Annotated in this window: 18 protein-coding genes; 10 read left to right on the forward strand and 8 right to left on the reverse strand. The window is 67.7% G+C overall.

The window, feature by feature from the left end; genetic code table 11:
* Window positions 1-2 precede the first annotated feature (2 nt).
* The 4 genes from deoA to dut are packed head-to-tail and all read left to right on the forward strand — an operon-like array spanning window position 3 to window position 3,647.
* On the forward strand, window positions 3-1,313 hold the full coding sequence (gene deoA / locus AC1DW0_RS03100) for a thymidine phosphorylase (RefSeq protein ID WP_477944902.1): 1,311 nt from the start codon (window positions 3-5) through the stop codon (window positions 1,311-1,313).
* A complete protein-coding gene (trmB, locus tag AC1DW0_RS03105; protein ID WP_477944903.1) occupies window positions 1,313-1,996 on the forward strand; it encodes a tRNA (guanosine(46)-N7)-methyltransferase TrmB in 684 nt (227 codons plus the stop codon). The genes deoA and trmB overlap by 1 nt, the downstream gene beginning before the upstream one ends.
* Entirely contained in the window at window positions 1,996-3,198 is a 1,203-nt protein-coding gene (coaBC, locus tag AC1DW0_RS03110; RefSeq protein ID WP_477944904.1) for a bifunctional phosphopantothenoylcysteine decarboxylase/phosphopantothenate--cysteine ligase CoaBC, read from the forward strand. Before trmB ends, coaBC begins: the two co-directional genes overlap by 1 nt.
* Complete coding sequence (gene dut / locus AC1DW0_RS03115; protein WP_056196106.1) at window positions 3,198-3,647, forward strand: dUTP diphosphatase; 450 nt, start codon at window positions 3,198-3,200, stop codon at window positions 3,645-3,647. The genes coaBC and dut overlap by 1 nt, the downstream gene beginning before the upstream one ends.
* A 172-nt stretch (window positions 3,648-3,819) precedes the next feature.
* Here dut and AC1DW0_RS03120 read toward each other — a convergent pair whose 3' ends face one another.
* Window positions 3,820-4,341: an FKBP-type peptidyl-prolyl cis-trans isomerase gene (locus AC1DW0_RS03120; RefSeq protein ID WP_457354919.1), complete on the reverse strand. Its 522-nt coding sequence runs from the start codon at window positions 4,339-4,341 to the stop codon at window positions 3,820-3,822.
* Between the two features lie 39 nt (window positions 4,342-4,380).
* Here AC1DW0_RS03120 and AC1DW0_RS03125 point away from each other — a divergent pair, with 39 nt between their 5' ends.
* From AC1DW0_RS03125 to AC1DW0_RS03135, 3 genes are all read left to right on the forward strand, one after another.
* Window positions 4,381-5,496, forward strand: coding sequence for a JmjC domain-containing protein (locus tag AC1DW0_RS03125; protein WP_457325208.1), 1,116 nt, complete (start codon window positions 4,381-4,383; stop codon window positions 5,494-5,496).
* The gene (locus AC1DW0_RS03130; RefSeq protein ID WP_457354917.1) at window positions 5,493-5,987 is read left to right on the forward strand and encodes a hypothetical protein; all 495 of its coding nucleotides are present in this window, start codon (window positions 5,493-5,495) and stop codon (window positions 5,985-5,987) included. Before AC1DW0_RS03125 ends, AC1DW0_RS03130 begins: the two co-directional genes overlap by 4 nt.
* A 164-nt stretch (window positions 5,988-6,151) precedes the next feature.
* Window positions 6,152-6,355, forward strand: coding sequence for a hypothetical protein (locus AC1DW0_RS03135; RefSeq protein ID WP_082532587.1), 204 nt, complete (start codon window positions 6,152-6,154; stop codon window positions 6,353-6,355).
* Between the two features lie 128 nt (window positions 6,356-6,483).
* Here AC1DW0_RS03135 and AC1DW0_RS03140 read toward each other — a convergent pair whose 3' ends face one another.
* The 7 genes from AC1DW0_RS03140 to AC1DW0_RS03170 all read right to left on the reverse strand — a co-directional run bounded on the left by AC1DW0_RS03140 (window position 6,484) and on the right by AC1DW0_RS03170 (window position 12,809).
* Window positions 6,484-7,263, reverse strand: a complete 780-nt coding sequence (locus tag AC1DW0_RS03140; protein ID WP_457354916.1) for an MBL fold metallo-hydrolase — start codon at window positions 7,261-7,263, stop codon at window positions 6,484-6,486.
* Window positions 7,264-7,411: 148 nt separating this feature from the next.
* Window positions 7,412-8,599 carry an outer membrane protein assembly factor BamC gene (bamC, locus tag AC1DW0_RS03145; protein WP_235531938.1) on the reverse strand — a complete coding sequence of 396 codons (1,188 nt, stop codon included), beginning with the start codon at window positions 8,597-8,599 and terminating at the stop codon, window positions 7,412-7,414.
* Window positions 8,600-8,664: 65 nt separating this feature from the next.
* Window positions 8,665-9,546: a 4-hydroxy-tetrahydrodipicolinate synthase gene (gene dapA, locus AC1DW0_RS03150; protein ID WP_477944905.1), complete on the reverse strand. Its 882-nt coding sequence runs from the start codon at window positions 9,544-9,546 to the stop codon at window positions 8,665-8,667.
* Between the two features lie 30 nt (window positions 9,547-9,576).
* Complete coding sequence (locus tag AC1DW0_RS03155) at window positions 9,577-10,095, reverse strand: class I SAM-dependent methyltransferase (protein WP_056196122.1); 519 nt, start codon at window positions 10,093-10,095, stop codon at window positions 9,577-9,579.
* A complete protein-coding gene (locus tag AC1DW0_RS03160) occupies window positions 10,092-10,217 on the reverse strand; it encodes a hypothetical protein (RefSeq protein WP_268795250.1) in 126 nt (41 codons plus the stop codon). The genes AC1DW0_RS03155 and AC1DW0_RS03160 overlap by 4 nt, the downstream gene beginning before the upstream one ends.
* Window positions 10,214-11,428 (reverse strand): MFS transporter, encoded by a 1,215-nt coding sequence (locus tag AC1DW0_RS03165; RefSeq protein ID WP_056196125.1) that lies wholly within the window; start codon window positions 11,426-11,428, stop codon window positions 10,214-10,216. The genes AC1DW0_RS03160 and AC1DW0_RS03165 overlap by 4 nt, the downstream gene beginning before the upstream one ends.
* A gap of 13 nt (window positions 11,429-11,441) precedes the next feature.
* Window positions 11,442-12,809, reverse strand: coding sequence for an amidohydrolase family protein (locus AC1DW0_RS03170; RefSeq protein WP_477944906.1), 1,368 nt, complete (start codon window positions 12,807-12,809; stop codon window positions 11,442-11,444).
* A 66-nt stretch (window positions 12,810-12,875) separates the two neighbouring features.
* Here AC1DW0_RS03170 and AC1DW0_RS03175 point away from each other — a divergent pair, with 66 nt between their 5' ends.
* The 3 genes from AC1DW0_RS03175 (at window position 12,876) to AC1DW0_RS03185 (ending at window position 17,686) form a co-directional block, all read left to right on the forward strand.
* A complete protein-coding gene (locus AC1DW0_RS03175) occupies window positions 12,876-14,870 on the forward strand; it encodes a DNA topoisomerase IV subunit B (RefSeq protein ID WP_056196131.1) in 1,995 nt (664 codons plus the stop codon).
* A gap of 89 nt (window positions 14,871-14,959) precedes the next feature.
* Entirely contained in the window at window positions 14,960-16,510 is a 1,551-nt protein-coding gene (locus tag AC1DW0_RS03180; RefSeq protein ID WP_056196133.1) for a S8 family serine peptidase, read from the forward strand.
* 144 nt (window positions 16,511-16,654) lie between these two features.
* Window positions 16,655-17,686, forward strand: coding sequence for a histone deacetylase family protein (locus AC1DW0_RS03185; RefSeq protein WP_457393999.1), 1,032 nt, complete (start codon window positions 16,655-16,657; stop codon window positions 17,684-17,686).
* The last annotated feature ends 61 nt before the right edge of the window (window positions 17,687-17,747 follow it).

The raw sequence follows: 17,747 nt of genomic DNA on the forward strand, positions 1-17,747 counted from the left end.
CCATGCTTGCTCAAGAAATCATCCGCGCCAAGCGCGACGGCCAGGCGCTCAACGAAGCGCAGATCAACCATTTCGTCCGCGGCCTCGTCGACAACTCCTGGAGCGAAGGCCAGGTGGCCGCCCTCGGCATGGCCGTGTTCCTCAAGGGCATGGGCCGCGACGAAGCCGTGCTGCTGACCCGCGCGATGATGAACTCCGGCCGCGTCATGCGCTGGCCCGACATGCCCGGCCCCGTGCTGGACAAGCACAGCAGCGGCGGCGTGGGCGACAAGGTCAGCCTGATGCTGGCGCCCATGGTGGCGGCCTGCGGCGGCTATGTGCCGATGATTGCCGGCCGGGGCCTGGGCCACACCGGCGGCACGGTCGACAAGCTGGAGGCCATTCCCGGCTACACGACGACGCCCGACCCGGCCGGGTTCGACCAGATCGTGCGCTCGCTGGGTTGCGCCATCATTGGCCAGACGGCCGACCTCGCCCCCGCCGACAAGCGCTTCTACGCGACGCGCGACGTGACGGCCACTGTCGAGAGCGTGCCGCTGATCACCGCCAGCATCCTGTCCAAGAAGCTGGCTGCCGGCCTCGAAGGCCTGGCCATGGACATCAAGTGCGGCAACGGTGCCTTCGCGTCCACGCCCGAGTTCGCCAAGGAGCTGGCCGAGAGCATCGTCGCGGTCGCCGGTGGCGCGGGCCTGAAGACGCGTGCGCTGATCACCGACATGAACCAGATCCTGGGCAGCGATGTCGGCAACTCGCTCGAAGTGATCGAGACCATCCGCTACCTGAAGGGCGAGGCCCGCGAGCCGCGCCTGCACGAAGTGACGCTGGCGCTGTGCGCCGAGATGCTGGTGCTGGGCGGCCTGGCTGCCAACACCGCTGGCGCTCGCGTCAAGCTGCAGGCTGCGCTGGACTCCGGCGCCGCTGCCGAGAAGTTCGCCAAGATGGTGGTTGCCCTGGGCGGCCCGGCGGACCTGATGGAGCGGCCCCATGCCTACCTGACCGCCGCGCCCGTCGTGAAGCCCGTCGCCGCGCCGCGTGCGGGCGTCATCACGACGATGTCGACGCGTGACCTGGGCGTCGCCATCGTCGAGCTCGGCGGTGGCCGCCGCAAGGCCGGCGATGCCATCGACATGCGCGTCGGTTTCTCCGAAGTGAAGCCGCTGGGCACGCGCGTCGCCGCCGGCGAACCGCTCGCACTGATCCACGCGGCTGACGACGCTGCGGCCGACCGCGCCATCGCGTCCTATCTGGCCGCGTGCACGCTGGGCGACGCCGACATCGCCGCCACGCCCATGGTGATGGCTGAGGTGGGCTGATGGAAGAGAAGGACCCGCCGCGTCGCGCCATCAAGAGTTTCGTCACGCGCGCCGGCCGCATGGGCACGGGTCAGATCAAGGCCCTGGCCGAACTGGGCCCGAAGTTCGTCCTGCCCTACAAGCCCGAGCGCCTGGACGCTGAAGCCATCTTCGGCCGCAAAGCCCCGCTGGTGCTGGAGATCGGCTTCGGCATGGGCGGCGCGACGGCCGACATTGCGGGCACGCTGCCCGACCATGACTTCATCGGCTGCGAGGTGCATGAGCCGGGTGTCGGCGCTCTGCTCAAGCTCATCGATGAGAAGCAGCTCACCAACATCCGCATCGTCCAGCACGATGCCGTGGAGGTGCTGCGCGACATGATCGGCCCCGACTTGCTGGCCGGCGTGCACATCTTCTTCCCCGACCCCTGGCACAAGAAGCGTCACAACAAGCGGCGGCTGATCCAGCCGGAGTTCGTTGCCAAGTTGATCCAGCACATCGCGCCAAGCGGCTATCTGCACTGCGCGACCGACTGGCAGCCCTATGCCGAGCAGATGCTTGCAGTGCTGACGGCCGAGCCCCATCTCCTGAACACAGCGGCCGGCTATGCTGACAAGCCCGCCTACCGACCCCTCACCAAGTTCGAGGCGCGCGGCCTGAAGCTGGGCCACGGGGTCTGGGATCTGGTGTTCAGGAAGCGTTGATGACATCACCACTGCAAGGCAAGCACGTCCTGCTCGCCATGACCGGCGGCATCGCCGGCTACAAGATCGCCGAGCTGACGCGCCTGTTCGTGAAGGGCGGCGCGACGGTGCAGGTCATGATGACCGAGGCCGCCGAGCAGTTCATCACCGCGGTGACCATGCAGGCCCTATCGAACCGGCCGGTCTTCACCAGCCAGTGGGATGCGCGTCCCGACAACAACATGGCCCACATCAACCTCAGCCGCGAGGCCGATGTGATGTTGGTGGCGCCTGCGAGTGCCGATGCCATCGCCGCGCTGGCGCAGGGCAGGGCGGACGATCTCGTCAGCCTGACGGCGCTGGCCCGCCGCATCGCTGAGTGCCCGCTGCTGGTCGTGCCGGCGATGAACCGAGAGATGTGGGCTCACCCCGCCACGCAGCGCAATGTCGCGCAGCTCAAGGCCGACGGCGCCACCGTCATCGGCCCGGCCAATGGCGACCAGGCCTGCGGCGAGATCGGCGATGGCCGCATGCTGGAGGCGCAGGAGATCTTCGACGACGTCGAGGCCTTCCTCGCGCCCAAGACGCTGCTGGGCAAGAAGCTGCTGATCACGGCCGGCCCAACCTTCGAGCCCATCGACCCGGTGCGCGGCATCACCAACCACAGCAGCGGCAAGATGGGTTTCGCCATCGCCCGCGCTGCGGCCGAGGCCGGCGCCGAGGTCACGCTGGTGGCGGGCCCAGTGCACCTGGCGACACCGCGCGGCGTGCAGCGCATCGACGTACAGAGTGCGCAGCAGATGTTCGACGCCGTGCTGCCGCTAGCCACCCACCAGCATGCTTTCATAGCGACGGCAGCGGTGGCTGACTGGCGCCCCGCCCAGGCGCACGAACACAAGCTGAAGAAAGCCGAGGGCGGTGCGACCGCGCCGACCATCGCGATGGCCGAGAACCCGGACATCCTCGCCGCGGTTGCCAAGCTGCACATGCCCCCTTTCTGCGTCGGCTTCGCCGCCGAAAGCGAGAAGCTCGCAGAACACGCCGACGCCAAGCGCCGCCGCAAGGGCATCCCGCTCATCGTCGCCAACCTCGGCCCCGCCACCTTCGGCCGTGACGACAACGCGCTGCTGCTCATCGACGAGCAGGGCCAGCGCGAACTGCCCCGGGCCGACAAGCTCAGCCTGGCGCGCGAGCTGATGACCGAACTTTCCAAAAGACTCTGATGACCCCGATTGATTTGCAAGTGCTCGACGCCCGCATGGCCGAGCAGATCCCCGCTTACGCCACGCCCGGCAGCGCCGGCCTCGACCTTCGCGCCTGCCTGAGTGAGCCCATCACGCTCGCTCCCGGCCAGACGACGCTGATCCCTACGGGTCTGGCCATCCATATCGCCGACCCGGGCCTGGCGGCCATCATCCTGCCGCGCTCGGGTCTGGGCCACAAACACGGCATCGTGCTGGGCAACCTGGTCGGTCTGATCGACAGCGATTACCAGGGCCAGCTCATGGTCAGCTGCTGGAATCGCGGCCAGACGGAGTTCGTCATCCAGCCCTTCGAGCGCATCGCCCAACTGGTCATCGTGCCGGTTGTGCAGGCGACCTTCCGTCGCGTCGACAGCTTCGACTCGTCCGAACGCGGAGCAGGCGGCTTCGGCTCCACCGGCAAGGCATAAGCAGGGCGCCAAGACGCGCGCACTGAACCGTATTTCGGGCCGAGCGCCGGGCCGCTCCCTAGCCGGCCCGCAAGGCGATGTGCGTGCGGCTCGATGCCGCAAGCATCGCCGTCCCCGCGGGGGACCGACCAGACTCGCCCGCGTTCAGCGGCGCGAGGCTGGTCGAGGGGCCTCAATGCAGTTGCTCGTCCGGCGGCGCGCCGGTCTGCACCATGAAGATAGGCTCGCCAACTGAACCGGCCTCGACCTCCTGCTCGGTGGCCGCGCGCACGTCCAGCAGCGTCAGGTGCATGCGCAGGCCGATGCCGGCCAGCGGGTGATTGCCGTCGAGCACGACATGCTGAGGGTAGACCTCGGTGACGGTGTAGACCACGTCCTCGGGCATGCCTTCGGTAGCGGCGCCTTCGGGCAGGCCCTCGATCTGCAGCCCGGGCTCGACGCCGTCCGGGAACAGCCCGCGGGCTTCGAAGCAGACGAGACCGGAGTCGTAGTCGCCGAAGGCCTCCTCGGGTTGCAGTGCGAGGCTGGTCTCGAAGCCGGCCTCCTGGCCCTCCAGCGCTTCCTCGACCTTGGCAAACAGGTCGTCACCCCCCAGCAGGAATTCCATGGGCTCGGCCAGCTCGTCGATGAGCTGGCCTTGGGCATCTTCGAGTCTCCAGCGCAGGGAGACAACACAGGGGCGGGTCGCTTGCATGGGAGAGATTTTCCCACACCACCCTCGGCACAATAAGGCATGCAGATTGCCTTACCCACAGCGATGCTCGCCGGCCTGAGCCCGGAGCAGTTCATGCACAAGCACTGGCAGAAGAAGCCGCTGCTCGTGCGCCAGGCCTTCAATCCCGCGCCGTCGCCGGCTTCGCTGAAGGAGCTGGCCGCGCTGGCGGCGCGCGACGATGTCGAGTCCCGCCTCGTCACTGCCTTTGATGGCGAGTGGAAGCTCAAGCAAGGCCCCATCGCGCGCCTGCCGGCGATGAGCAAACCCGGTTGGACCCTGCTGGTGCAAGGCCTGGATCAGCATTTGGCGGAAGGGCGCGCGCTGCTCGACCTTTTTCGCTTTGTGCCCGAAGCGCGGCTGGACGACCTGATGCTGTCCGTGGCCAGCGACGGCGGAGGCGTCGGTCCGCATTTTGATTCCTACGACGTCTTCCTGATCCAACTCGCCGGACAGCGCCGCTGGCGCATCGCCGCCCAGCGCGATGCCGTGCTGCGTGACGACGTGCCTCTGAAGATCATTGCCAATTTCAAGGCCGAAGAGGAATTCGTGCTGCAGCCGGGCGACATGCTCTACCTGCCGCCAGGCTGGGCGCATGACGGCGTCGCGGTCGGCTCCGGCTGCATCACCGGCTCGGTTGGCTTTCGAGCGTCGAGCGTTGAGGGTCTGGCGGCTGAGCTGCTGCCGCGACTGCTGGACGACGTCGACAGCGCCAGCAAGCTCTACGCCGACCCACGCCAGGAGGCCACCGCCGAGCCTGCCCGGGTGCCGCCTGCTTTGCTGGATTTCGCCCGCCGCGCCGTCGAAGCCGCCGTGCAGCGGCCGCAGGCGCTGGAGCGGGCTCTGGGCGAGGCGCTGACCGAGCCCAAGGCCACCGTCTGGTTCGAGCCCGGCGAACCCCTGGCGCCGGGCCGCGATGCGGTGCTCGACCGCCGCAGCCGCATGCTCTACGACGCTGCCCATGTCTTCCTGAACGGCGAGAGCTTTCGGGCTGGCGGCCGCGACGCAGCGCTGATGCGCAGCCTGGCCGACAACCGGGTGCTGGGGGCCGCCGAGGTCGCGCGCCTGTCTCCCGACGCGCGCGAGCTGCTGGACCAATGGACCGAGGATGGCTGGGTTCAGCCACAGACGCCATGAACGCACAAACTTTTGCCGGCCGGGCCGATTTCCAGCGCCTGCTCACCGAAACCCTGGCCTGGGCGGGCGCACAGGCTTGTCGTGAGCTGCACGCCTGGGATGCAGACTTCGTCGAGTGGCCGCTGTCCGAAGCGGCGGCCCTGGCCGCCCTGACCGCCTGGGCCCGCACCGGCCGCCAGTTGCACCTGCTGGCCCTGCAGTACGACGACGTGGTACGCAGACACCCGCGCTTCGTCCGCTGGCGCCGTGACTTCGCGCATTGCGTGACGGCCCGGGCCGTCGAGCCGGAACTCAGACTCGAAGCAGCGCCGGCGAGCTTGCTGCTGGCTGTCGGGGCCGAATCGACCTTGAGCCTGCGGCTTTTCGATCGTCATCTATGGCGCGGCGAATTGAGCCTGGATCCGGCCGAGCGCCTGCGTGGCCTGGAATGGTTTGATGCCCTCGCACAACGCTCCAGCGACTCATTTGCGCCCACGACTTTGGGGCTCTGAGTGTTTGTGACGTGCAAACCCCTATAATCACGGGCTAGGCGAGGGAAGCGCTCGAGGTTTTCCGCGTCTTGTTCTGTCGGGGTCGGCCGTTAGTGTGCAAAAAGCACTGGCGCACGACCCCAAAATTATGGTGTGCACCGTCGTTTAAACGTTTGAGGACAAGTATGAATAAGTCGATCCTGTTGGCTTCCCTGCTGGCTGCTGCTGCTCTGACCGCTTGCAGCAAGAAGGAAGAACCCAAGGTTGAGGCCCCCGCGGTCGTGACCCCGGCTCCCGCCGCTTCTGAAGCTGCCTCGGCTGTTGCCGAAGCTGCCTCGGCTGCTGCCAGCGCTGTTGTCGACGCTGCTGCGTCCGCTGCTTCGAAGTAATCGCTTCGTCCCCACGGAAAGAGCCGTCGCTGCGCAAGCAGCGGCGGCTCTTTTCTTTTTCGCGACGCTTTGGCGGGTGTTACGAGCGCGATTACAAAACTTTGCCTGATGCGGTCGCGCCGCCCGGCTCAGTTCAGCACCACCCAGTCCAAACCCAGGGTTGGATGGGCAATGCGAATATCTGATTCCACCTCGCCGAGAATTTCGGCCAACGCGGCGCGCGCCAGTTCGGGCGTGTTGTTGTGTTCGCTGAGATGGGCTGCGGCCACAGTCTTCAAACCGGTATGCAGGCAGCGAGCCAGCAGATCGGCCGCCGCGGCATTCGACAGATGGCCGTGGCTGCCCAGAATGCGCTTTTTCAACGCCGGGTGATATGGCCCGGTGCGCAGCATGCCCTCGTCGTGGTTGCATTCCAGCAGCAGCGCCTGGCAGCCAGCCAGCGCTTCGGCCACGCTTGCTGGTGCGCAGCCCAGGTCGGTGACCAGTCCCAAGCGCAGCGCGCCGTCGTCCAGCACCAGTTGCAGCGGCTCATTGGCGTCATGGGGCACCGTGAACGGCCGCAACGCCATATCGCCCAGTTCCATGGCCTCGCCGCCCCTGGCGATGCGCAGCAAAGCGGGATCGAAGTCCGCGCTGCCAACCGCCCGCCAGGTGCCACGGCTCATGACCAGCGGGATGCGGTAGCGCATCGCGAAGGCGAGTGCGCAACCGATGTGGTCGCCGTGCTCGTGAGTGATGAAGACGGCGTCGACATCCTCGGGCGCGCTGCCGGCGCGGGCGAGGCGTTTGACGAGTTCGCGGACGCTGAAGCCGGCATCGACGAGCAACCGCGTGCTCGTGATGCCCTGGCTGGCCTCAATCAGGGTTGAGTTGCCTCCGCTGCCGCTGCCGAGGCTGCAAAAGCGCATCACGCGAACGCTCCTGTGAGCATTGCAGCGGGAAACGGGCGGTTCATCGAGGCAACCTGATCTTCACCGAGTGGCTCCAGCAGATCCGGCTTTGCCGGGCTGCTTGGAGCGCCCCTTGGAGGGGCCGGCGAAGCCGGTAGGGGTGGTCTTACTTCAGGTCGTCCATCAGCAACGACAGAATGCGCTTGGCGTTGTCGTCGGAAATGGCCTGACCGCGGTCGTCCAGCACACGCACCGTGCTCTTGACACCGTCTGCCTTGACCGAAACGCGATAGCGCATCGGCGCGGCAGCCTTGGCGCCGAACAGGCGCTGGAAGAAGTTGGGTTCGTCCTTGCCAGCCTGCTCGGGGTCGGCGTAGCGCAGATAGAAGAGGCCAGCAGCGCGGTCACGGTCCTCGATGGTGAAGCCATGACGGTCCAGCGACAGGCCGACACGGCGCCAGGCGCGGTCGAATCCGTCATTGACGGCAAGGCTGTCAGGCACTTCGGACAGCGGGCGGCGGGCGCGTGGGGCGTCGCCGCCGACCTTGATCGTGCTCGGCGTCGTGGCTGCGGCGGGCGAGCCCGCTTCGGCGACGATGGCCTTGGCAGCGTCTTCCTTGCCGCCGAGCTTGAGCATCAGGCGCGACAGCATCTCGGCTTCGAGATACGGGTCGGCCGGGCGGTTCTGCCAGGCGGTCGAATCACGGCCTTGGGAGGTGTAGATCTCCTGCATGCCGCGGTGGCTGATGAAGATGTCGGTGCCGCTTGTGCCTCGTTCGACACGGGTGCGGTACATGTCGCGCTCGCCGGTGGAGTACAGGCCGTCGAAGACCTTGCCGATGGTGGAGCGGATGAAGTCCTGCGGCAGCTTGGCGCGGTTCTCGCCCCAGTTGGTCTCCATGACACCGACCTCGGGCTGCTCCTTGACGACTTCAAGGCCGCGTTCCTGCCAGAAGGTGCGGATCTGCGGCCAGAGCTGCTCGGGCGAAGCCGAGGTGTGCAGCCAGCGCTCGGCGCCGCTGCGCTCGAGGCGAACATCGCCAACCGCATTGGCGGCGACGCTGCCGGAGACCAGCGACTGGGCGTTGGTCGAATTCGCGGGCTTGACCGCCGACAACGCCGAGGCGGTGATGGAGCCGCCCTGCACTTGAGCGCGGTTGTCCTTGGCCAACTGGGTCAGGTCGGGCGGGACGTCCAGACCCTGGGTCTGGCGCGAAGCGGCGCGGTAGTCGACCTTGTCCGTCGAGAACATGCTGTCGATGGTGCTGCAGCCGGCGAGGGACAGGACAAAGGCCGTGCAGGCCAGACGGGTCGCCGACGGGCGAAGCGAGCAAATCGGGGAAAGGGACGTCACGCTGGAGATCTCCGAGGGAACTGGTTGCCCGCTTGAAACGGGCAGCCGCGCATTAGACCAGAGGCTCAGAGCAGTCCGGCTTCAACCATTGCCTCGCCGACGCTGGCCTGGCCGGCAGCCGTCAGCGGCGTGATTGGCAGGCGCAGCGCACCGCCGCAGCGGCCCAGGCGCGACAGCGCCCACTTCGCCGGGCCGGGGCTGGGCTCGCAGAACAGCTGCTTGTGCAGACCGAGCAGCTTGAAATGGACCTTGCGCGCCTCGACGGCGTTGCCGTCGATGGCCAGGCGGCAAAGTTCAGCCATCAACTCCGGCGCGACATTGGCCGTCACGCTGACGTTGCCGTGGCCGCCGAGCAGCATCAGCGCGACCGCCGTGCCGTCGTCGCCCGAGTAGACGTGGAAGCCCGCCGGGGCGTGCTTGATCAGATAGGCCGCGCGCTCAATATTGCCGGAGGCTTCCTTGACGCCGAAGACGCCGGGCAGGCCGGCGCAACGCAGCGTCGTCTCAGGGGCCATATCGGCAACAGTCCGGCCAGGCACGTTGTAGAGCATCATGGGGATGTCCACGGCCTCGGCGATGGCCTTGAAGTGCTGGTAGATGCCTTCCTGCGAGGGCTTGTTGTAGTAGGGCACGACCGACAGCGTGCAGTCCGCGCCGACCTCCTTGGCATAGCGGCTCAGCTCGATGGCTTCGGCGGTGGAATTGGCGCCGGTGCCAGCCAGGATGGGGATGCGGCCCTTGGCATGCTCGACCGCGACGCGAATGATTTCGCGGTTCTCTTCCATGCTGACCGTGGGCGACTCACCGGTCGTGCCGACGACGCCGACGCAGGAGGTGCCGGACTCGACATGCCAGTCGATCAGGCGGCGCAGGGCGGGGTAGTCAATGCTGCCGTCCTCGTTCATCGGGGTGACGAGGGCGACGATGCTGCCGAGGATGGGCTTCATGGTGGGAATTTCTTAAGGAATCTGGCGATTTTAGGCTGCCGGCGACGGCCGCATGGCCGCAACGCGCTGGACGAAGCGCGGCGAGGTTTCGAGATCAGCCCCGTCCTCGAACAGGTCTTCGTAAGCCACGATGCGCCACCCCTCGCAGACGCGCAGCAACTCGCCCCGCTGCAGCAGGAAGTCGGGCCGGGAGGGCCTGCCGAGGGTCTGCTGGCCGTCGGCGAAGGTTTCCCAGATCAGCCAGCCACCGGGCCTGACCGCAGCGCGGATGTCATCGAACAGCGGCCGCCAGAGGTAATTGCAGACGACGACCAGGTCGAATTCGCGATCCGCCAGCGGCCAGGGGCCGTTCTCGATGTCGGCGTTGATAATCTCGGCCAGGTCTTGCAATGGCGCAGTGGCGGCCGCGTCACGGTCGATGCCCGTGACCTGCCAGCCGGCGTCCACCAGCCAATGCAGGTTGCGTCCAGACCCGCAGGCCACGTCCAGGGCCGCACCGGGCGGCGTCGGCGCCAGGCGCTGCAACCAGGCAGAGGGCCGGCCACTCATCCGAAGCAGGCCCAGATCTGCTCGCTGAGCTGGACCATGACGGCCGGGTGGCGGTAGGCCAGGACGGTGAGCGCCAGCACGGCGACGGCCAGCGTCGGCCAGAGCCAGCGGCCGGGCTTCATGCCGGCTGAGCCCTCAGGATGGGCGTCTCACGCACTGGCAAGTTGGCCAGCATGGCCATGACACCGAGCCCGATGGCGAGATACCAGACGACGTCGTAGCTGCCGGTCGCGTCGTAGAGCTTGCCGCCCAGCCAGACGCCCAGGAAGCTGCCAATCTGGTGGCTGAAGAACACGAAGCCGCCCAGCATGGACAGGTGCTGGGCGCCGAAGATCTGCGCGACGACGGCGTTCGTCGGTGGCACGGTCGACAGCCACAGGAAGCCGATGACCGCGGCGAAGATGTAGACGCTCAGCGGCGTCAGTGGCACCGAGATGAAGGTCACGATGGCCACGGCGCGCAGTCCGTAAATGGCTGACAGCAGATAGCGTTTGGGAAAGCGCTGGCCCAGCATGCCGGCCGCATACGTGCCGAAGATATTGAACAGGCCGATCAGCATCAGTGCGCCGGTGGACACGCCGATGCCCAGGCCGTGGTCCTTCAGGTAACTCGGCAGATGCACGCCGATGAAGACGACCTGGAAGCCGCAGACGAAGTAGCCCAGCATCAGCAGCTGGAAGCTGCGGTAGCCGAAGGCTTCGCGCAGCGCCTGGCCAATGCTCTGGTGGGCGCCGCTGAAGGCCGCCACGCTGCGCTCGCGCACGCCAAGCGCGAGCGGCACGATCAACAGGGCCGCGCCGGCCAGCAGCCACAAGGCGCCCTGCCAGCCGAGATGGCTGATCAGCCAGGTCTCGACGGGGATCATGACGAACTGGCCGAAGGAGCCTGCCGCGGCCGCGACGCCGAAGGCCCAGGAGCGCTTTTCCGGCGACACCGTGCGGCCCAGCACGCCGTAAATGACGGCGTAGGTGGAGCCCGATTGCGCGATGCCGATCAGCACGCCGGCACCGAGGGTGAAGCTCAGTGGGTGGCTGGTGACGGCCATCAGCAGCAGGCCGCAGGCATACGTCAGGCCACCGGCGATCAGTACCTTCCAGGCGCCGAAGCGGTCGGCCAGCATGCCGGCAATCGGCCCGGCTATGCCCCAGGAGAGGTTCTGCACGGCCATCGCGAAAGAGAAGGTCTCGCGCGTCCAGCCGCGCTCCGTGATGATGGGCTGCAGCCAGAAGCCGAAGCCGTGGCGGATGCCCATCGACAGCGTGACGATCATGGCACCGCACAGCAGCACCTGTTGGACGGACAAACCGGTGGAAGCGGGGCGGGGGGTGTTCATGCGGCGACTGTAATCAGCGCTGTTTGGCCTTGCTGGGCGTCTTGGCTTTGCCGCCTTTTTTCTTCGCGGCAGCCTTCTTCGGCGGGTCGGCGGTCGAGGTGCTGGCTTGGGAGCTGGCCGCCGCCACGTCGGCCAGTCGGGTCAGCAGCCTGCCTTGCTTGACGCGCAACAGCGGCATGTCAATGGTGGCCAGGTCGGTCAGCGGGTCGGCGCCCAGCACCAGGAAGCTGGCCTCGCAGCCGGGGTCGAAGCAGCCGAGCTTGCGGCCCGGGAAAAGCGCCAGTGGCGTGTCGCGCGTGGCCAGCCGCAACAGCGTCGCACGGTCCAGGCCGAGGTCGTCCAGCGCGTGCAGCTCGGCCCGGCCGGTGCCGACGAAGACGTCGGAGCCGATGAGCAACTGCACGCCGGCCGCCTGCAGTCTTGCGAGGTTGGCGCGCTGCACGTCCCTCAGCGCGGCCAGGGTTGCGGCGTCGAGCTTGAAGAGAGCGGTGGCGGCCGTCGTCGTGATGACGGCGGTGTGCTGACGCGCGGCCTGGGCGGCGGCGGCCTCGCTGATGGCGAAACGCTCGGGCGCCTCGTCCAATGTGTTGGCATAACCGGGCAGGTGGGCGATGGCGTCGACACCAGCGGCCAGTGCGGCATCAAAGTCGGCTGCAGTTTCCACATGGGCGACGACGCGGCGGCCGTCCGCGCGCGCCAGCCGGGTCAGCGCGTTGGCGGTCTCGGGCGTCAGGCCCAGGCGGCCAAACATCTCCGGTCGGCCGCGCAGCTCGGGGCGCTCGCTGTGCGCCAGCACGATGCGCAGCCAGTTGCCGCCGCGGGCCTTGATTGCGGGCCATTGGGCCAGCGCCTGCTCGGGGCTGTCGACGAGGACGATCTGCTTCTGCGCCGCGGCCGCCTCGGCGCTGGGTTCGGGCAGCACGGCCGCCAGCGGGTAGCCGTCGCTGGACGTGATGCAGGCGGTCACGAAGCCGACGTCCGGTGCCGCGGGCGTGGCGGTCAGCGGCTTGACCTCGGCGACGCCGGCCGGGTCGCCGCACAGCATGGCGGCGTAGAACACGCCTTCGTCCAGATACGTCTGCGCGTACTGGCCCCAGCCCCAGGCAGTCTGCAGATTGTGGTTGTGCGCCTCGGCCAGCGGGTTGATCAGGACTTGCTGGCCGTGGATGTCCATCTTGCGGTTGACCTTGGCCGGTTTCCTGGCGACGAAGACGCCGTTTTCGACGTAAAGGCTGCCGCGCTGGATCTTCTGACCGTCGAACCAGCGCGCGTTCTTCAGTTCCCAGGACAGCGGGGCGCTGGCTTGGTAGGGCGATTGGGAGGGGCCTTGCGCCTGTGCGAGTCCACAGGCCAGCAGCAAAAAGGCAGTCAGGAATCTCAAGCTCGAACACTCGCTCTTCGGGGGCCGCGAATCCTAGCCCGAGCGCGTCCATAGAATCCCGCCCCTATGTCGAGCCGTCCGTCTTCCTCTCCCGCCGCTGCACCTGCCGCTTATGGCGAAGCTTCCATCCGCGTTCTCAAGGGCCTGGAACCCGTCAAGCAGCGGCCGGGCATGTACACCCGCACCGAAAACCCGCTGCACTGCATCCAGGAAGTCATCGACAACGCCGCCGACGAGGCGCTGGGCGGTTTTGGCAAGCGCATCGACGTGACCTTGCATGCCGATGGCTCGGTGTCAGTCGCCGACGACGGCCGGGGCATTCCCTTCGGCCTGCACCCGGAAGAAGGCGTGCCCGTCGTCGAGATCGTCTTCACGCGCCTGCATGCCGGCGGCAAGTTCGACAAGGGCTCGGGCGGCGCCTACAGCTTCTCCGGCGGCCTGCACGGCGTGGGCGTGTCGGTGACCAATGCGCTGGCCAAGCGGCTGGAAGTGGCCGTGTGGCGCGACAAACAGGTGGCTGGCATCGCCTTCGAGCACGGCGACGTGAAGCAGCAGGTCGTCACCCGCCCCGCTGCCAGCGGTGACCGAAAGCAGGGCACGACGGTGCGCGTCTGGCCCGAGGCCAAGTACTTCGAGAGCGCCGAGCTGCCCAAGCACGAATTGGTGCACTTGCTGCGCTCCAAGGCCGTGCTGATGCCCGGCGTGACCGTCACACTGAAGATCGAGAAGACCGGCGAGACGACCACCTGGCTCTACAAGGCCGGCCTGCGCGACTATCTCGCGCAGTCGCTCAACAGCGACCCGCTGATCCCGCTGTTCGAAGGCGAGGGCTTTGCCACCGCCGGCGAGAGCGAGAACTTTGCCGAAGGCGAGGGCGCCGCCTGGTGCGTGGCCTTTACCGAGGACGGCGCACCACTGCGCGAGAGCTATGTGAACCTGATCCCGACGGTCGCCGGCGGTACGCACGAGTCGGGCCTGAAGGACGGCCTGTTCGGCGCGGTCAAGGGCTTCATCGAGATGCACTCGCTGCTGCCCAAGGGCGTCAAGCTGATGCCTGACGACGTGTTCTCGCGCGCCAGCTTCGTGCTGTCCGCCAAGGTGCTGGACCCGCAGTTCCAGGGCCAGACCAAGGAGAGGCTGAACTCGCGCGATGCGCTGCGCCTGGTGTCGGCCTATGTGAAGCCGGCGCTGGAGCTGTGGCTCAATCACCATGTCGACCATGGCAAGAAGCTGGCCGAACTGGTCATCAAGCAGGCACAAACTCGGCAACGCGCCAGTCAGAAAGTTGAAAAACGAAAAGGCTCCGGCGTGGCCGTGCTGCCCGGCAAGCTGACCGACTGCGAAAGCCGCGACCTGCTGCACAACGAGGTCTTCCTCGTCGAGGGCGACTCTGCCGGCGGCAGCGCCAAGATGGGCCGCGACAAGGAGACTCAGGCCATCCTGCCGCTGCGCGGCAAGGTGCTGAACTCCTGGGAGGTCGAGCGCGACCTGCTGTTCAAGAACAACGAGATCCACGACATCTCGGTCGCGCTGGGCGTGGACCCGCACGGCCCCAACGACACGCCGGACCTGAGCGGCCTGCGCTACGGCAAGGTCTGCATCCTGTCGGACGCCGACGTCGACGGCTCGCACATCCAGGTGCTGCTGCTGACGTTGTTCTTCCGCCATTTCCCCAAGCTGGTCGAGACCGGGCACGTGTTCGTTGCCCGTCCGCCGCTGTACCGCGTCGATGCGCCGGCGCGGGGCAAGAAACCCGCTGCCAAGCTCTATGCGCTGGACGACGGCGAGCTGACCGCGACGCTGGACAAGCTGCGCAAGGAGGGCGCGCGGGAAGGCTCGTGGAGCATCAGCCGCTTCAAGGGCCTGGGCGAGATGAACGCCGAGCAACTGTGGGACACGACGCTGAACCCCGAGACCCGCCGCCTGTCGCGCGTGGAATACGGGCAGCTCGACTTCGGCGCGACGGTGGACGCCTTCAACAAGCTGATGGGCAAGGGCGAGGCCGCCTCGCGCCGCGAGCTGATGGAGCTGCACGGCGACACGGTCGAGATTGACGTCTGAGCCCCCCCAAGCTAGGGGCGGGGTGACTCTCTGTTGACGCGGGTGATGGGCGGCGAAGAATGGCGCCCACCCTATTCAAAGGAGCTGCCATGCGTCAGCACAAGTTTGCGATCCGCGCCGTCGTTCTCTGCCTCGGTGCCGCCGCCATGTCGGCGGCCCTCGCCGCGCCCAAGGACGAAGTCGAGCTCATCGTTGGCCATAAGGTCAACGGCGGTGGCGCTGTGCGCGCCGAGGTCGGTCGCGGTGGCGGTCGCGTCGTCGAGGACTTGTCCGAGATCGACGCCCTCGTCGTCAGCATGCCGCGCGGCGCCGCCAAGGCACTGGCCCGCCACGCCCAGGTCGATTTCGTCGATGAACCGGTCGAGCGTCACATCCTCGGCAATCGCAGCATCCGCGTCGCCGGCTCGCAGGCCCAGGTCGCGCCCTACGGCATTGCGATGGTGCAGGCCGATCAGCTTTCCGACGCCCAGGCCGGCAACCGGCGTGTGTGCATCGTCGACTCGGGCATCAATGGCACCCACGAGGATTTGGCCGGCATCCCGATGACGGGCCAGAACTTCACCAAGTCCGGCGCCTGGAACACGGACGAAAACTCTCACGGCACCCATGTGGCCGGCACGATCGCGGCGCTGAACAACGCGGTCGGGGTCGTCGGCGTGGCGCCGTCGGGCCGCCTGAACCTGCATATCGCCAAGGTCTTCGACGCCAGCGGCAGCGCCAGCGACGCGGTGATCTCGCGTGCCATGTTGGGTTGCGGGCGCGCCGGCGCCAACGTCATCAGCATGTCGCTGGGTGGCGCCACCGGCAGCCGCACCGAGGCGCGCACCGTGGCCAAGCTGGCCAGCCAGGGCATCCTGCTGGTCGCGGCAGCCGGCAACGAAGGTGACAACACGCTGTCCTACCCGGCCGCCTTCGCCGAGGTCGTGTCGATTGCAGCTGTCGACGCCAACAAGCTCGTTGCCAGCTTCTCGCAGTTCAACGCTGACGTCGAGCTCGCCGCCCCCGGTGTGGCCGTGCTGTCGACCGTGCCGGCCTACAGCCAGACAGGCGCCTCGTTGACCGTCGCTGGCGGCAGCTTCACCGTGCAGTCCATGGACGGTTCACCCCGCAGCAGCGCCAGCGGCTCACTGGCCGACTTCGGCCTTGGCAGCGCCGCCACGCCGGGCAGCATGAACGGCAAGGTCTGCCTGATCCAGCGCGGCACCATCGCCTTCGCCGACAAGGTGCTGAACTGCCAGAGCAGCGGCGGCGTCGGTGCGGTCATCTACAACAACACGACGGGCGACCTGCTCGGCACATTGGGTGAGACCGTGACGACCATCCCGTCCGTCGGGGCCACCCAGGCAGACGGCGCGACCCTGCTGGGCCAGCTCGGCCAGTCGGCCAGCGTCGCCGTCTTCGGCCTGCCCGACCTGTACGCCAGCTACAGCGGCACGTCGATGGCGACGCCCCATGCATCCGCCGTTGCGGCCCTGGTGTGGAGCCTGCATGCCGGTTGCACGGCCACGCAATTGCGTGCGTCGCTGAACAAGAGCGCGCTGGACCTTGGCGCCCCCGGCCGTGACGACTACTACGGTAACGGCCTCGTGCAGGCCAAGGCAGCGCACGACCGCATCGCCGCGCTGGGCTGCGGCAACTGAGCAGGCGACCCGGCGCCGGGGACAGAGTCAAAGCGCGGCACAATCCCGCGCCGTGATGACCGCCCCCGCCCCCGCCATTTGCCAATGCCCCGCGACGCTGCCCGCCGGGTGGAGCCGCGCTCAGCCGAGCGGATCGGGGGCCTGATGCAGACGGTCTTCAACGCCGGGCACGCGCTGCACGCGGCCACGCACGAGTTCTTCCGCGGCCGGCTGGTGCCGGCCTTCGAGGTCCCGGCGCGCGCCGACTACATCCTGCAGGCGGTGAGGGCTGCGGGCCTGGGTGAGGTGCTCGCGCCGGTCGACCACGGCCGCGCGCCGCTGGAGCGTGTGCATTCAGCGCGCTACCTGGATTTCATCGAGGGCGCGCACGCCGAGTGGCTCTCCACCGGTGGCGAGGGCGATGCCTTCCCGGCCGTGTGGCCGGTGCGTTCGTTGCGCAGTGACCTCGAGCCGATAAGTTTCGCGGCCCGCATGGGCCTGTATTCGATGGACAGTGGCACGCCGCTGACGGCCGGCAGCTGGGCTGCGGCCCATGCCGGCGCGCAGGCGTCGCTGACCGCACTCGATTTGGTGTTGGCCGGTGAGCGCTCGGCCTATGTGCTGACGCGCCCTCCTGGCCATCACGCCGGCGCCGACTTCTTCGGCGGCTACTGCTTCATCAACAACGCCGCCGTTGCCGCGCAGGCTGCACGCGACGCGGGCCTGGCTCGTGTGGCCATCCTGGACGTGGATTACCACCACGGCAACGGCACCCAGGCCATCTTCTACGACCGCGCCGACGTGTTCTTCGCCAGCCTCCACGGTGACCCGCGCACCGAGTACCCGTTCTTCCTCGGTCATGCCGACGAGACCGGCGCAGGCGAGGGCGTCGGCTTCAATGCCAACTTCCCGCTGCCGGTGGGCGTGGACAACGACGACTGGTTCGCTGCACTGGACGCGGCGCTCGCGCGGCTGACAGCCTTCAAGCCCGATCTGCTCATCGTCTCCCTCGGCGTGGACACCTATGGCGGGGACCCGATCTCGCACTTCAAGCTGGACGAGCCCGAGTTCCGCCGCATGGGCCAGCGCCTGGCTGCGTTCGGCGCGCCGACGTTGTTCATCCAGGAAGGCGGCTACGCGACCGAGGCCATCGGCCGCAACGTCGTCGCCGTGCTGGCTGGGTTCGAGACTGAATGACGACCCCCACGTTCGCTCCGCTCACTGCCCCCCGAGGGGGCTGGACCTCCCTTGGGGCGGC

This window comes from Roseateles sp. P4_D2, from assembly GCF_056401875.1.